Source organism: Micromonospora sp. NPDC047738 (assembly GCF_040642675.1).
Classification (GTDB): domain Bacteria; phylum Actinomycetota; class Actinomycetes; order Mycobacteriales; family Micromonosporaceae; genus Micromonospora.
This window is the reverse complement of record NZ_JBEYSO010000011.1, coordinates 129,580-144,083: the sequence shown is the minus strand read 5'-3', so window position 1 is coordinate 144,083 and position 14,504 is coordinate 129,580. Positions and strand designations below refer to the sequence as shown.

The following is a 14,504-nucleotide window of genomic DNA, read 5'->3' as shown; positions in this document are numbered from 1 at the left end:
CGGCGCCAGGCCGCGGCCCGACGGATGGCGGTGGTGGCGATGGGTGGTTCGGTGGCGGAGCGGGAACCGAGCACCGCCGCGGGCGGGACCGACCTGCTGACGGTCGGCGTCGAGGAGGAGTTCCTGCTCGTCGACCCGCACACCGGCGCCGCCGTGCCCGCCGTCGACCTGGTGATGGAGCAGGTGCCGCCGGAGTTGCGCGGCCAGGTGGAACGGGAGTTCCAGACCAGCCAGATCGAGATCGGCAGCCCGCCCGGGCTGGAGCTGTCCTCCCTCCGGCACTCCCTCGGGATGCTCCGCGCCGAACTGGCCGACGCCGCCGAGCGGGCCGGCGTACGGCTGCTCGCCATCGGCACCGGGCCGGTGGACGGGCCGGTGCCGCCGGTGGTGGACAAGCCCCGCTTCGACCGGATGGTCGAGCGGTTCCAGCTGCTGGTGCCCGGCCCCGGCAACAACGGCATGCACGTGCACGTCGGCATCCCCGACCCGGAGGCCGGGGTGCAGGTGCTCAACCGCGTCCGCCCCTGGCTGCCGATCCTGCACGCGGTGACCGCCAACTCCCCGTTCGCCAGGGGCGCGGACACCGGGTACGCGAGCTGGCGCTCGGTCGAGTGGGAACGCTGGCCGTCGGTGGCGCCCACGCCCTACCTGGACTCGCACGAGCACTACGAGCGGCTGATCCGGCAGCTCATCGCCAGTGGCGTGATGCTGGACGAGGGGATGCTCTACTGGTACGCCCGGCTGTCCGCGAAGTATCCGACGGTGGAGCTGCGGATCGGCGACGTCTGCCCGTCGGTGGACGACGCGGTGCTGGTCGCCGCCCTGGTGCGGGCCCTGGTGGCGACCGCGCTGGCGGCGGTCGCCGAGGGACGGCCGGCCATCCGCACCGACCACCACCTGCTGGTCGCCGCGCACTGGCGGGCGGCCCACGACGGGCTGGAGGGCGACGGCGTCGACCTGACCGACGGCGAGCTGCGCCCGGCCTGGGAACTGCTGGACCGGCTCGTCGACCGGGTCCGCCCGGAGCTGGCGCGGCACGGGGACCTCGACCAGGTGACCGAACTGCTGGGCGGACTGCGCCGGCACGGCAGCGGCGCGGCGCGGCAGCGGGCGGTGTTCGCGCGTACCGGTCAGTTGGTCGACGTGGTGGCGGACGTGGCCCGGCAGACCCGGGGCTGACCGGCCCCGCCCCGGATCTTCGCATGACAGGATGGGCCCGTGGCGGAACGGCTGATCGTCGTCGGCGGGGACGCGGCCGGGATGGCGGCCGCCTCCCAGGCCCGACGCCGTCGCGACGGAGCCGACCTGGAGATCGTCGCCTTCGAACGCGGCCACTTCACCTCGTACTCCGCCTGCGGCATCCCGTACTGGATCAGCGGGCTGGTGCCGGACCGGGACGCGCTCATCGCCCGCGATGCGGTCACCTTCCGCGAGCAGTTCGACATCGACGTGCGGCTACGGCACGCGGTCACCGCCATCGACCTGGACCGCCGCGAGGTGGTCGCCCGCGACCTGGACGGCGGCGGCGAGGTCCGCGCCGGTTTCGACAGCCTGGTGTACGCCACCGGCGCGGTTCCGGTGCAGCCCGAATGGGCGCGCGGCGGCATCGCCGGGGTCTTCGGCGTGCAGACCCTCGACGACGGCGCGGCCCTGCTGGACTGGCTGGACCGCGAGCCGCGGCCCCGGCGCGCGGTGGTGGTCGGCGGCGGCTACATCGGCGTGGAGATGGCCGAGGCGCTGCTCCAGCACGGGCTCTCGGTCGACCTGGTCGAGCAGGGCGCCCAGCCGATGTCCACGGTGGACCCCGACATGGGTGAGCTGGTCGCCGCCGCCCTACGCAAGGTGGGCATCGATATCCGTAGCGGCCTGACGGTCACCGGCCTGCAGGAGCGGGACGGGCGGATCGCCGCGGTGGTCACCGCCGAGGGGCCGATCCCGGCCGACGTCGTGGTGCTGGGTCTCGGCGTACGCCCGAACACGGCGCTCGCCGCAGCGGCCGGCCTGCCGCTCGGCCCGACCGGCGGGATCCGCACCGACCTGCGGATGCGGGTGCCCGGGGTGCCGGGCGTCTGGGCCGCCGGCGACTGCGTGGAGACCCTGCACCGGGTCAGCGGCCTGCCGGTGCACATCCCGCTGGGCACCCACGCCAACAAGCAGGGCCGGGTCGCCGGGATCAACATCGGCGGCGGGTACGCGACCTTCCCCGGCGTGGTCGGCACGGCGGTGACCAAGGTCTGCGACCTGGAGGTGGGGCGGACCGGCCTGCGGGAGCCGGACGCCGCCGCGGCCGGGTTCGAGTTCGTCACGGTACGGGCCGAGTCGACCAACCGGGCCGGGTACTACCCCGGCGCCCGCCCCATGACGGTGAAGCTGATCGCCGAGCGGCCCGGCGGCCGGCTGCTCGGGGCGCAGATCGTCGGCTGGTCCGAGGCGGCCAAGCGGATCGACGCGCTGGCCGTGGCGTTGTGGAACCGCATGACGGTGGACGAGATGACCGCGCTGGACCTCGGCTACGCCCCGCCGTTCGCGCCGGTCTGGGATCCGGTCCTGATCGCCGCCCGCCGGGCCGTCGACGCGCTCTCCCGCGCCGAACGGTAGGGCGGCTGTCGGTTTCGGTGCAGTTGTTGTCGTCCCAGCGACAACAACTGCACCCAAAGTTTCTTGTCAGGGGGCGCGGTTAGCGTGTGCGCGCTGTCGCGGTGCCGGGTCCGGCGCCTTTTCCCCTCGGAGGCATCCCATGTCGCAGGAGACGACCTACCTCGAACTGTCCGAAGTGGACGGAGGAGCGCACAAGTTCTACGAGGTCGTGGTGGCGGACACCGCGATGACCGTGCGCTACGGCCGGATCGGCGACGATGGCCAGGTGAAGACGACCACCTTCCCGGACAACGCCCGTGCCCGGGCCGCCGCCGCGAAGAAGATCGGCGAGAAGGTCCGCAAGGGGTACGCCCCGGCGGTGCGGGGCGTACGCCAGAAGCGGGCGGTCTCCCGCCGGCAGATCGTGAGCACCCGCTCCACCGCCCGCACCGCCCCGGTCCTCTGGCGGTACGACTCGGGCGCGCCCGCGTTCGGCATCTTCATCGACGGGCAGAGCTGCATGGTGGGCAACGAGCGCGGGGTGATCACCACCCTGGGTCACGACGCCCGGGTGTTGAACCAGGTCCGGCTCCCCGACGGGGTGAAGTGCATCGTCGCCGACGACGCCTGGATCTACGCGGGTTGCGACGACGGCAACGTCTACGACCTCTCCGGCAAGGTGCCCCGGGTGGCGTACGCGATCGCCCCGGACATCGACATCTACTGGCTGGACATCCACGACGGCGTCCTGGGCGTCTCCGACCGCGAGGGCGGCATCGCCGCGATCGACCACGAGGACGAGTTCCTCTGGCGCCGGCCGGGGCGGGGCCGGTCCGCCTGGATGGTGCGCTGTGACACCGACGCGCTCTACCACGGCCACTCGCAGGGGGTGACCGGCTACGACTGGCGTACCGGGCGGGAGCTGTGGCACACCCGGACCGGGGCGGTGCTCTTCGGCTGGCAGGAGCGGGACAGCGTGTTCGCGGGCACGGGCACCCGCGAGGTGGTGCGGCTGCGCAAGGACGGGCGCGCCGAGCGGACGTACCGGTGCGACGCCGCGGTCTTCTCCTGCGCCACCGCCGAGGGCGGCCGGTACGTCTTCGCCGGCGACAGCGCGTCCTCGATCTACTGCTTCGACGCGGCCGGCAACCGGCTGTGGAAGCTCGGCACCGGCTGTGGCTCGGCGTACTCGATGCAGTACCACGAGGAGCGGCTCTACGTGGTCACCACCAGCGGCTACCTGGCCTGCATCGACGCCAGCGAGCCGGCCATCCGGGCCGCCGAGGCGGGCAGCGTGCCCGAGGTGGTCGACGTGAAGGCCCCGACCCGGCTGCCCGAGCCGGCCGCCTGGACCACGGTGGAGGTCACCACCGACGACCGGGCCGGCGTGGTGGTGGAGTGCGTCGAGGCAGGTGGCCGACTGCGCATCCACGTGCTGTCGGACGGCTACCGCCGGGACTGGTCGGTGCAGTTCCCCAAGGGCATCCGGGAGCCGGGCGCCCGCTACCTGGTCACCGACGTGCGGGAGGCCGGTCGGGGCGGCTTCTACCGGGCGTACGGCGACATCCGCCGCCTCCGCTGAGGGCTCCGGTCCGGGGGCGGGGCGGGACCGCTCCCGGACCGGTCATCGGCAGGTCCGACGCACCGCCCGCCTCCGCCCTGCCAGCCCGTTTCGGAGTCGGTTGTACGCGACCCGCCGACGTGGTCCAGGATGGCCGGATGGCCGGGTACCTGGAGATCCCCGAGGGGCTGGGCTGGGTCCGGCGGCTGCCGGCGGGCCGGGACTGGCTGGCCGAGCTGCCGGACCTGCTGGCCGAGTGCGTACGGCGGTGGGAGCTGCGGGTCGGGCCGCCCTACCCGTACGCGTTCGCCTCGCTGGCGATGCCGGCGGAGCTGCCCGACGGCACCGCGGCGGTGCTGAAGCTCCAGTACCCGGACGCGGACAGTGCGCACGAGGCGACCGCGCTGGCCCGCTGGGCCGGTGCCGGCGCGATCCGGTTGCTGGCCCACGACCCGCCACGGCGGGCGCTGCTGGTGGAGCGCTGCGTGCCCGGCACCCCGCTGCACGAGCTGCCCCTCGATGCGGCGCTGGACGTGGTGCTCGAACTGCTCCCCCGGCTCGGCGTGCCGGCCGGCCCGCCGTTCACCCCGCTCGCCGAGGAGGCGGCCGGCTGGGCGGAGCAGCTACCGGCGAACTGGGAGCGGGCCAACCGCCCGTACGAGCGGCGGCTGCTGGACGCCGCGCTCGGGCTGCTCGCCGACCTGGTGCCCAGCCAGGGCGAGCAGGTGCTGGTCAACCAGGACCTGCACGCCGGCAACGTGCTCCGGGCGACCCGGGCACCCTGGTTGGTCATCGACCCGAAGCCGTTGGTCGGCGAGCGGGAGTTCGCGCCGGTGCCGATGGTGCGCGGCGGGGAGCTGGGGCATTCGCCCGAGGCGGTCCGCTATCGGCTGGACCGGCTCAGCGCCGAGCTGGGCCTCGACCGGGAACGGGTCCGCGGCTGGACGATCGTGCACACCACGGCGTGGAGCATCGGCGGGGATCAGGTCTTCCCGAATCAGGTCGAGGTGATCCGCTGGCTGCTCGGCGAGGAGTGACCGACCCCGGGGAGGGATCGGTCACTCCACGAGGCCTGGCGCTCAGGCCGGGTACGGCGCCGCCTCCCGTGCCGTCCGCAGGGCTCCGGCCCACCAGGCGAGCTGGTCCAGCAGGGTCTTGGCGTATCCGGAAGCCTGGGGATCCAGCGGCCGGCCGTCCGCCCATCCGGTGAAGTAGTTCGGGAAGGCCAGGCCGTCGCGGATCGTCACCGCGTGCAGTTCGGTGAGGACGTTCTCCAGGTGCAGCACGGCGTGCCGGCCGCCGGCAGCCCCGCCGTAGCTGACAAAGGCGACCGGCTTGGCCGTCCACTGGGTGAAGTGCCAGTCGATGGCCGCCTTCAGGGCGGCGGGGTAGCTGTGGTTGTACTCCGGGGTGACCAGGATGACGGCGTCCGCGTCCGCGAGCCGGGAGGTCAGGGGCGCCATCCCCGCCGGGCGCGGGTACGCGTCGCCGGCGAACTTCGGCGACACCGCCGGCAACGACAGCGGGATCTCGATCTCAGCGAGGTCGACGACATCGACATCGAACCCGCCGTGCTCGCGCGCCCGCTCGGCGACCCAGGACGCGACGACCGGCCCGAACCGGCCCTCACGGGCGCTCCCCACGACGATGACCAACTTGTGCTTCTCGTTCATGCGATCCACGGTCCGCCGTCGCGTCGACGGTAACCAGACCGGGCGCAGGCTGGCCCCCGTAGGGCCACGCTACGACGGCCGCGGCTGCCGGGAGCCGCCCTAGACTCTCGATCCATGAGTACGCCGTTGGGCGACTTCGTCCGGGCGAAGCGCGACAGCATCCAGCCGGAGTCCTTCGGTCTGCCCGATCGTGGCCGACGCCGCTCCCCCGGCCTGCGGCGCTCGGACCTGGCCACCCGTGCCGGGATCAGCGTGGAGTACCTCACCCGGATCGAACAGGGACGGGACCGCAACCCGTCCCCCGCCGTGGTGAACGCTCTCGCGGACGCCCTGAGCCTGGATGCCGGGGAGCGCCACCACCTGCGCTACCTGGCGAAGATCACCGGCGGGGCCTGCTCCGCGCACCGGCGACCGTCGCCACCCAACCGCGAGATCCGGCCCACCGTGCGGGAGACCCTCCGACTGCTCGAACCCGGCGCCGCGTTCGTCACCAACCGGCTGGGCGACGTACTCGCGTACACGAGCGGGTTCGAGCTGGTCATGCGCGACAGCGGGCTGCTCGACACCGAGTCGCCGAACCTGACGCGCTACGTGTTCACCGACCCGCGCGCCCGGACGTTCTTCCCTGACTGGGATCAGGTGGCCGACGAGCAGGCCTTCGACCTGTGGCTCGGGCCGTCCGCCGAGACATCCGAGTGGTTCAAGGCCGAGCTCGCCCCCGTCGCCGGGCAGGAGTTCACCCGACGACTCAACCACCACCTGCCCCCGCCGCAGGTCCCGCTGCGGCTCGACCATCCCGCCACCCGCGAGCTGCGCTGGCACCGGGAGCGGCTGGAGCTGCCCAGCACCGACGCGCAGCAGTTGGTCGTCCTCCTACCCGCCGACGGGACGACGGCGGAGGCCGTCGAGCGGCTCCGTCACCAGACCCGCGTCCTTCGCGCGGTCGGTTGACGCGACCGGCGGGCTGGGCGACACGGCCGGGGGTCGTCGGGCGGCAGCACCCGGGGCGGGCTGGGCACCGGACCCGGCGTCAGCCGGCCTGGCAGGTGGGGCACCAGTAGAGGTTGCGGCCGGCCAGCTCGCCCCGGCTGATCCCGGCACCGCAGACGTGGCAGGGTGCGCCGGGGCGGCGGTAGACGTACACCTCCCCACCGTGCCGGTCGACGCGGGGCGCACGGCCCATCGCCTCCGGCAGGTGCTCGTCCCGCACGGTGTCGATCCGGCCCCGCTCGACGGCCAGGGTCATCAGCGCCACCAGGTCGGCCCAGAGCTCCGCCCAGCCGGCCGGGGTGAGGTCCCGCCCGGGCAGGGTGGGCGGCAGCCCGGCGCGGAACAGCGCCTCGGTCACGAAGATCAGCCCGGTGCCGGCCACCACCGACTGGTCCAGCAGCAGCGCGGCGAGCGGGGTGGGGCTGCGCCGGATCCGCGCGTACGCCCGGTCGGCGTCGGCGTCGGCGCGCAGCGGGTCCGGGCCGAGCCGGCCGCGCAGGGCCGCCACCTCGGGCGGGGTGAGCAGCTCGCAGGCGGTCGGGCCGCGCAGGTCCAGCCAGTGCGTGTCGCTGGCGAGCCGGAGCCGGACCTGCCCGATCGGGGGCGGCGGCTCGCCGGGCCCGTCGGCGAACTTGCCGTACAGCCCGAGGTGCACGTGCAGGGTCAGCTCGCCAGCGTAGTGGTGCAGCAGGTGCTTGCCGTACGCCTCGGTGCCGTCCAGGACGGTGCCGGTGAGCCGCGCCGCACCCTCGGCGAAGCGGCCCTGCGGGCTGGCGGCGTGCACCTTGTCGCCGGCGAAGAGCTCGGCGTGCCGGGCCGCCAGGCGGTGGATGGTGTGTCCCTCTGGCACGCGGCAACGGTAGCCCGGGAGCCCGGCGACGCCGCCGAGGAGTCCGGCCACCCGTCGACAAGTGTCGACTTTCCGGCGGCCGGGTACCTCCTGGGTGTCACGCGTGGCTGCCACTGCGTTTCCCCCGGCCTCCACGCACCAGATCAGGAGGTGTCGAAATGAAGATCCTGTCCCGCCGGACCGGCCCGGCGCGCAATGAGGACGTGAACGGCGACGGCGTCGTGGACGCCCGCGACCGGACGGCCGTCGCGGACCGGGCGGACGCCCGGCCCGAGGTCACCGACCGCGACGAGGAGCGGACCGGGTACCGGAACACCGCGACCGACGGCGAACGGCGGGCGGACCGGGCCACCGCCGACGGGGCGCTCGCCACGAAGGCGCGGCGCACCGGCACGACGGTCGACCCGGAGCCGAGCCTGGAGCGCACCGTCGACCTGGACCGGGACGGCCGGCCGGACCGGCCGCTGGCCGACGCCGACGGCCGGACGGCTCCCGTGGCCCTCGGTCCGAAGCCCCGGGCCAGCCTGCTGGCCACCCTCGGCCTGATCGTCTCGGTGGTCGGCGCGCTGTTCGTGCTGAGCGGCGCCCTCGCCGGGTACGGCATCGGGCTCGCCGCGGTCGGCGCGGTGCTCGCCGTGCTCGGCCTGGTCGCCACCCGCCGGCGGCACGTGGCCGGCACCACCGACGCGCTGATCGGCGTGCTGGTCGGCCTCGCCGCCGTGGTGCTCGGCATCGTCGCCATGACCGGCCAGTTCGACTGGCCGACCACCGACGGCGAGTGGGTCGGCCGGTTCCGGGAGTGGCTTGATTCACAGTTTGCTGCGACGTTCTGACGGGCACTGATCGGCTCGCCGGCGGTGCGCCGGCATGCCTCAGCCTGGTGGTTCACCAGCAGGGCACATCCTTTTCGGGGGCGGCGGTTCGCCGCCCCCGAAGCGTTTCCGGCTCAGTCCGCCGCGACGACGCCCTCGCGCGCGTCGATCAGCTCGTCCCAGTGCTCCCGGGCCCAGGCGCAGGCGACCTCGATCGGGCCGAGCAGGCTGCGCCCCAGCGGGGTCAGCGCGTACTCGACCCGGCGGGTGGGTGCGACGTGGACCGTGCGCCGGATCAGCCCGTCCTGCTCCAGCTTCCGCAGCGACCGGGTGAGCACCTTGGGGGTGACGGCCCGCAGCGGCACCCGCAGCTCCGAAAACCGCCGGGGGCCGCTCTCCAGGCAACGGATGATCATCCCGGCCCACTTGTCTCCGAACCGGATTGGCGTCAGGTCCGTCGGGCAGACTTCGTCGAACATGTCCGGATCGAGCGGCGCACGCATGCCGCCCACCGTAGTCGGTATCCCGGTGGAAACCGGCCGCCCGGATAGCGTCCGCCCCGACCGGCCGGCGACCACGCCGGCCAACGGGTGATGAGGGGTACGTCGATGAGCAGGATCATCGTCTTCGGCGCCGGCGGCCGGGCCGGCCGGGCGGCCGTACGGGAGGCCCGCGACCGGGGGCAACGGGTCACCGCGGTGCTCCGCGACCCGGCCCGCCACCCCGACCTGTCCGCCGACGGGCAGGTGACGGTGGTCACCGGGGACGTCACCGACGCGGACCGGGTCGCCGAACTGGCCGCCGGGCACGACGGGGCGGTCCACGCGGCGGCCGACCTGGCCGCGCCGGCCGACGTCTTCTTCCCGGCGGCGGCGCGGGCGCTGCTGGGCGGGCTCGGCCGGGCCGGGGTGGACCGGCTGCTGGTGGTCGGGCTCGCCTCGGTGCTGCCGACCGTCGCCGGCGTGCCGCTGCTCGACACGCCGGACTACCCGCAGGAGTACCGGGCCTTCTGCCTGGGGCACGCGGCGGGGACCGAGGTGCTGCGGCAGGACGGCACGGCCGTCGACTGGCTGGTGCTCAGCCCGTCCGGGGACTTTGACCACGGCGGCGCGCCGACCGGCCGGTACCGGTTCGCGCCGGCCGAGGCCGCGAGCCGGATCACGTACGCCGACCTGGCGGTGGCGCTGCTTGACGAGATCGAGACGCCCCGGCACCGGCAGCTCCACCTCGGGGTGGAGCGGGCCTGAGCGGCGACGCAACGATCCACCGCGGGATGAGCGCCAGACGCAACGATCCGACGCCGAACGCAACTTCTTGCGGTGGATGTCGCCGGCCCGCGCCACCTAACGTTGGACTACGGCGCCAGCCCGTGGGCCGACCGTGGCCGGGCGCGCCCGACCCCTGGGAGCACGACATGACGATGGACGCCACCCGCCAGCGCTTTCTGATGTGCCGGCCGACGTACTTCGCGGTCGACTACGCGATCAACCCGTGGATGGATCCGACCGCGCCGGTCGACGCCGACCTGGCGATCCGGCAGTGGGAGCAGCTCCGCGAGACCTACCTCGATCTCGGCCACGAGGTCGAGCTGATCGACCCCGTCGCGGGCCTGCCGGACATGGTCTTCGCCGCCAACGGCGGCACCGTGATCGACGGCAAGGCCATGGCGGTGCAGTTCCGTGACCCGCAGCGCGCCGACGAGGCCCCCGCCTACCGGGCCTGGTTCGAGGCCGCCGGCTTCGAGATGTACGACCCGAAGCACGTCAACGAGGGCGAGGGCGACATCCTGCTGGTCGGCGACCACCTGCTCGCCGGCACCGGGTTCCGCACCGCGCACGCCTCGCACGCCCAGCTCCAGGAGGTCTTCGGCTACCCGGTGATCACCATGCAGCTGGTGGACCCGCGCTTCTACCACCTGGACACCGCGCTCACCGTGCTCGATGAGCGGACCGTCGCATACCTGCCGGAGGCGTTCTCGCCGGGCAGCCGGGCGGTGCTGCGCCGGCTCTTCCCGGACGCCGTCCACGCCACCATGGCCGACGCCGAGGTGCTCGGGCTGAACGCGGTCAGCGACGGCCGGTACGTGGTGCTGCCCGCCCAGGCCACCGACCTCGCCGCCAAGCTGCGCGACCGGGGCTACCAGACCATCGGGATCGACCTGTCCGAGCTGCGCAAGGCCGGCGGCGGACCGAAGTGCTGCACGTTGCGACTCCGTCAGGGAAAGGCAGACAAGTGATCATCGACGACATGCTGCGGACGCCATCCGCCGTACGGGACGCGGAGCGCCACACGGCGCACAACTACCACCCGCTGCCCGTGGTGATCTCGTCCGCCGAGGGCGCCTGGCTGACCGACGTGGACGGCCGCCGCTACCTGGACTGCCTGGCCGGCTACTCGGCGCTGAACTTCGGCCACCGGCACCCGAAGCTGATCGAGGCCGCGCACGCGCAGCTCGACCGGCTCACGCTGACCAGCCGGGCGTTCATCCACGACCAGTTCGCCGACTTCTGCCGGGAGCTGGCCGAGCTGTGCGGCAAGGACATGGTCCTGCCGATGAACACCGGCGCGGAGGCGGTGGAGACCGGCATCAAGGTCGCCCGCAAGTGGGGCTACCAGGTCAAGGGCGTGACCCCGGGCCAGGCGAACGTCGTGGTCGCCGAGGGGAACTTCCACGGCCGGACCACCACGATCGTCAGCTTCTCCACGGACGAGGACGCGCGCGCCGACTTCGGGCCGTACACCCCGGGCTTCACGATCGTCCCCTACGGCGACCTGGACGCGCTGACCGCCGCGATCGACGACAACACGGTCGCCGTGCTGCTCGAGCCGATCCAGGGCGAGCAGGGTGTCGTGGTGCCGCCGGAGGGCTACCTGCCGGGCGTCCGCCGGGTCTGCAGCGAGCGGAACGTCCTGTTCATCGCCGACGAGATCCAGTCGGGTCTGGGGCGCACCGGCGCGACGTTCGCCTGCGACCACGAGGGTGTCGTCCCGGACATGTACCTGCTGGGCAAGGCGCTCGGCGGCGGCATCGTGCCGGTCTCCGCGGTGGCCGCGAACACCGACGTGCTCGGCGTGCTCAAGCCGGGCCAGCACGGCTCGACGTTCGGCGGCAACCCGCTGGCCTGCGCCGTCGCCACCGAGGTGGTCCGGCTGCTCGCCACCGGCGAGTTCCAGCGGCGCTCGGCCGAGCTGGGCAAACGGCTGCACGCCGGCCTGCGCGGCCTGATCGGCAAGGGCCTGGTCGCCGTCCGGGGCCGGGGCCTCTGGGCCGGCCTGGACATCGACCCGGCGCTGATGACCGGCCGGCAAGCCTGCGAGCGGCTGATGGAGCGGGGCGTCCTGGCCAAGGACACCCACGGCTCGACCATCCGGCTCGCCCCGCCGCTGGTGATCACCGAGGAGGAGATCGACCACGCGGTGGCCCAGCTCGCCGGAGTGCTGGAGGGCTGACCCCCGTACGCGAAAGGGCGCCGGGACCGCGACGGTCCCGGCGCCCTTCGTCGTCGGCCTCAGGGGCGCGGCAGGCGCATCGCCATGGTGGGGGCCTCCGCCATCACCGAGGTGGGGCTGAACTTCGCGTCGCTGGGCAGCTCGTCGGCGCGGCCGACCTGCACGCCCGGGTAGAGCTCGACGATGTCGCCCGCACCCAGCACCCGGGACTGCTGCGGGGCCAGCGCGATCCGGTCCGACTCGGCCATCGAACCGCCCGGCCGTACGCCCGAGCCGTTGGTGCTGGTGTCGGTGACGATCAGCTCGCCTCGACCAGCCCGCAGCTCGAACCGGACGTGGCTGCGGCTGATCCAGCGCCGCGCCTCGTCGTTGAGCCACTGGCCGAGCACGATCCCGCCGGACGAGTCCGGTGCCCGGCCGACCAGCACCGGCTGGGACTCGGTGAGCACGAACCGCCGCCGGACCAGCCCGCCGATGCGTACCGCCAGCAGCTCCGTCCGCGGCCGCGGCCCGGCGTCGCCGAGCCGGACGCCGTGCCGGGGGCAGGTCGGCACCCCGTTGCGCAGCGTGGGCGGGGGCTGGCCGGCCGGGGCGCGGTCCACCCGGGCCAGGTCGGCGAAGGCCCCGCCGCCCCCACCGCCGCCGAAGAGCGCGCACCCGGGCTCGGGGCAGCGCCACTGCCGGGCCAGCAACTTCGCGCCCACCGGTGAGCGGCTGCCGGAAGCCGGGCTCTGCCCGCCGCCGACGTGCGCGATGAACACCGGGCCACCGGCGCCGGGCACCGGCGCGAGCACCCTTCCGGCCTGCCCGAGCCACGGGTAGCGGCCGCTCAGGCCGTCGAAGCGGCCCCGGCTGAGCACGGGCAGCCCGAGCAGGTCGGCCACCTCCAGCACCCGGTCGCCGGGGTGGTCCAGCACCTCCACCAGACCGTCGTCCGCCCAGCGCCGGACCACCATCCGCTCGTTGGAGGTCAGGTCCGCGTCGGAGAGCAGGGCCCGGTGCACGATGGCGTAGACCGGGACGCTGTCCTCCCCCAACTGCTGAGCCAGGGCGTCGATCACCATGCCGAGCCGCAGCAGGCTGGCCGGTCGGCCGCCGTCCAGGTTCTGCCAGCGGATCACCTCGGCCAGGTCCACCACGGCCCGGGCCAGTGCGGGGTCGGTGCAGACCCGCCCCTCGATGGCGTCGAGCACCTTGCTGATCTCGAATCTCATGCCGCGCTCCGGACGGTGCCGTCGATCCGCCGGGTTGGCACCCGCCCGCCCGGCTCGTTCCGCGCCGCCGCCGCGGTGCGCACGTCTGTCATGACCCGACCCTACCGGCAGCGCTGATCGAGGCCGATCCACGCACGGCGGAAATCGACCTTCGCCGGTCGGCGGCGGGGCGCTGGGCCGCCTTCACCGGCGGTTCTTGAGCGGGTACCGGGCGGGGCCGCCGCCTCCGCCCGGCGCGGTCCCGCTCAGCCGGCCCGCAGCGGGCGGCCGACTTCGTGCAGGTGACCCAGGGCCTGCCGGTACGACTCGATCAGCCCGGTCTCGACATACGGGATGCCCTGCTCGGCGCAGTACGCCCGGACGATCGGCTGGGCCCGCCGCAGGTTGGCCCGGGGCATGTTCGGGAAGAGGTGGTGCTCGATCTGGTAGTTGAGCGCCCCCAGCGCCACGTCCACGAACCGGCCGCCCCGCACATTGCGCGAGGTGAGCACCTGCTTGCGCAGGAAGTCGAGGTCGTCGTCGGCGGTGGGCATCGGCATGCCCTTGTGGTTCGGGGCGAACGCGCAGCCCATGTAGAGCCCCCAGAGCCCCTGGTGAACGGCGACGAAGAGCAGCGTCTTGCCCGGCGACATCACCGCGAACAGCAGGCCGAGGTAGCCGACGGCGTGCGCGACGAGCAGCAGGCCCTCGACCGCGCGGTGCCGCACCGGGGTGCGCCACCGGCCGTCCGGCTCCCGGCCGACCAGCGCCTGGACGCTCGCCACGTGCAGCGCCAGCCCTTCCAGCAGCAGCAGCGGGAAGAACAGCCACGCCTGCCGCCGGGCCAGCCACCGACCCAGCCCCCGGGTCGCCGCCGCCTGCTCGTACGTCCAGACCAGCGCGCCCGCCCCGACGTCCGGGTCCTCGTCCTCGTGGTTCGGGTTGGCGTGGTGGCGGTTGTGCTTGTCCACCCACCAGCCGTAGCTCAGCCCGACCGCGAGGTTGCCGGCGATGAGGCCGGCGAACTCGCTCGGGCCGCGCCGGCGGAACATCTGCCGGTGGCCGGCGTCGTGCCCGAGGAACGCCACCTGGGTGGTGGCCACCGCCATCCCGACCGCCAGCAGCAGCTGCACCCAGGAGTCGCCGACCGCGGCCACCACGACCCAACCGGCCACGAAGGCACCCAGGGTGAGCCCGATCCGGGCCGCGTACCAGGCCGGTCGGCGATCGAACAGGCCCGCCTCGGCGACCCGCCGGGACAGCCGCGCGTATTCGCTGCCCCGCCGGGCCGGTGGTGCCGTCACTGCTGAGGTCATGCCGATCCCCGCTCCTCGGTCGGTACGTCACACCGGGCGGCGCGACTCTCCGTAACCAAGCATGCCTTGATCGACTGCGCTG

General features: G+C 74.0%; 14 protein-coding genes. 9 read left to right on the top strand and 5 right to left on the bottom strand.

The features are described from left to right. Nucleotides 1-30 precede the first annotated feature (30 nt). The 4 genes from ABZ783_RS19630 (at nucleotide 31) to ABZ783_RS19615 (ending at nucleotide 5,175) form a co-directional block, all read left to right on the top strand. Complete coding sequence (locus ABZ783_RS19630) at nucleotides 31-1,179, top strand: glutamate--cysteine ligase (protein ID WP_357440031.1); 1,149 nt, start codon at nucleotides 31-33, stop codon at nucleotides 1,177-1,179. A gap of 39 nt (nucleotides 1,180-1,218) precedes the next feature. Further along, entirely contained in the window at nucleotides 1,219-2,598 is a 1,380-nt protein-coding gene (locus ABZ783_RS19625) for an FAD-dependent oxidoreductase (protein ID WP_357440028.1), read from the top strand. Nucleotides 2,599-2,737: 139 nt separating this feature from the next. After that, nucleotides 2,738-4,159: a WGR domain-containing protein gene (locus ABZ783_RS19620; RefSeq protein WP_357440025.1), complete on the top strand. Its 1,422-nt coding sequence runs from the start codon at nucleotides 2,738-2,740 to the stop codon at nucleotides 4,157-4,159. Between the two features lie 137 nt (nucleotides 4,160-4,296). Further along, nucleotides 4,297-5,175, top strand: a complete 879-nt coding sequence (locus ABZ783_RS19615) for an aminoglycoside phosphotransferase family protein (RefSeq protein WP_357440023.1) — start codon at nucleotides 4,297-4,299, stop codon at nucleotides 5,173-5,175. Between the two features lie 42 nt (nucleotides 5,176-5,217). Here ABZ783_RS19615 and ABZ783_RS19610 read toward each other — a convergent pair whose 3' ends face one another. Next, entirely contained in the window at nucleotides 5,218-5,811 is a 594-nt protein-coding gene (locus ABZ783_RS19610; RefSeq protein ID WP_357440021.1) for an NAD(P)H-dependent oxidoreductase, read from the bottom strand. Between the two features lie 114 nt (nucleotides 5,812-5,925). Between ABZ783_RS19610 and ABZ783_RS19605 the strand changes: the two genes are divergently transcribed. After that, on the top strand, nucleotides 5,926-6,762 hold the full coding sequence (locus tag ABZ783_RS19605) for a helix-turn-helix transcriptional regulator (RefSeq protein ID WP_357440019.1): 837 nt from the start codon (nucleotides 5,926-5,928) through the stop codon (nucleotides 6,760-6,762). Between the two features lie 79 nt (nucleotides 6,763-6,841). Here ABZ783_RS19605 and ABZ783_RS19600 read toward each other — a convergent pair whose 3' ends face one another. Beyond that, nucleotides 6,842-7,651: a DNA-formamidopyrimidine glycosylase family protein gene (locus ABZ783_RS19600; RefSeq protein ID WP_357440016.1), complete on the bottom strand. Its 810-nt coding sequence runs from the start codon at nucleotides 7,649-7,651 to the stop codon at nucleotides 6,842-6,844. A 158-nt stretch (nucleotides 7,652-7,809) separates the two neighbouring features. On the opposite strand from ABZ783_RS19600, the gene ABZ783_RS19595 reads away from it, so the two are divergent. Then, nucleotides 7,810-8,484 (top strand): DMT family transporter, encoded by a 675-nt coding sequence (locus ABZ783_RS19595; protein ID WP_357440013.1) that lies wholly within the window; start codon nucleotides 7,810-7,812, stop codon nucleotides 8,482-8,484. A 113-nt stretch (nucleotides 8,485-8,597) separates the two neighbouring features. Here the strand turns inward: ABZ783_RS19595 and ABZ783_RS19590 are convergent, their stop codons facing one another. Further along, nucleotides 8,598-8,966 carry a helix-turn-helix domain-containing protein gene (locus tag ABZ783_RS19590; RefSeq protein ID WP_357440010.1) on the bottom strand — a complete coding sequence of 123 codons (369 nt, stop codon included), beginning with the start codon at nucleotides 8,964-8,966 and terminating at the stop codon, nucleotides 8,598-8,600. Between the two features lie 105 nt (nucleotides 8,967-9,071). On the opposite strand from ABZ783_RS19590, the gene ABZ783_RS19585 reads away from it, so the two are divergent. The 3 genes from ABZ783_RS19585 (at nucleotide 9,072) to rocD (ending at nucleotide 11,913) form a co-directional block, all read left to right on the top strand. Beyond that, a complete protein-coding gene (locus ABZ783_RS19585) occupies nucleotides 9,072-9,710 on the top strand; it encodes an NAD(P)H-binding protein (RefSeq protein ID WP_357440008.1) in 639 nt (212 codons plus the stop codon). A gap of 173 nt (nucleotides 9,711-9,883) precedes the next feature. Then, entirely contained in the window at nucleotides 9,884-10,699 is an 816-nt protein-coding gene (gene ddaH, locus ABZ783_RS19580; RefSeq protein WP_357440196.1) for a dimethylargininase, read from the top strand. Continuing rightward, complete coding sequence (rocD, locus tag ABZ783_RS19575; RefSeq protein ID WP_357440193.1) at nucleotides 10,699-11,913, top strand: ornithine--oxo-acid transaminase; 1,215 nt, start codon at nucleotides 10,699-10,701, stop codon at nucleotides 11,911-11,913. Before ddaH ends, rocD begins: the two co-directional genes overlap by 1 nt. Before the next feature lie 59 nt (nucleotides 11,914-11,972). On the opposite strand, the gene ABZ783_RS19570 is transcribed toward rocD, so the two are convergent. Both ABZ783_RS19570 and ABZ783_RS19565 read right to left on the bottom strand, forming a co-directional pair. Then, a complete protein-coding gene (locus tag ABZ783_RS19570) occupies nucleotides 11,973-13,127 on the bottom strand; it encodes an FHA domain-containing protein (RefSeq protein WP_357440005.1) in 1,155 nt (384 codons plus the stop codon). Nucleotides 13,128-13,372: 245 nt separating this feature from the next. After that, complete coding sequence (locus tag ABZ783_RS19565) at nucleotides 13,373-14,422, bottom strand: acyl-CoA desaturase (protein WP_357440002.1); 1,050 nt, start codon at nucleotides 14,420-14,422, stop codon at nucleotides 13,373-13,375. Between the last annotated feature and the right edge of the window lie 82 nt (nucleotides 14,423-14,504).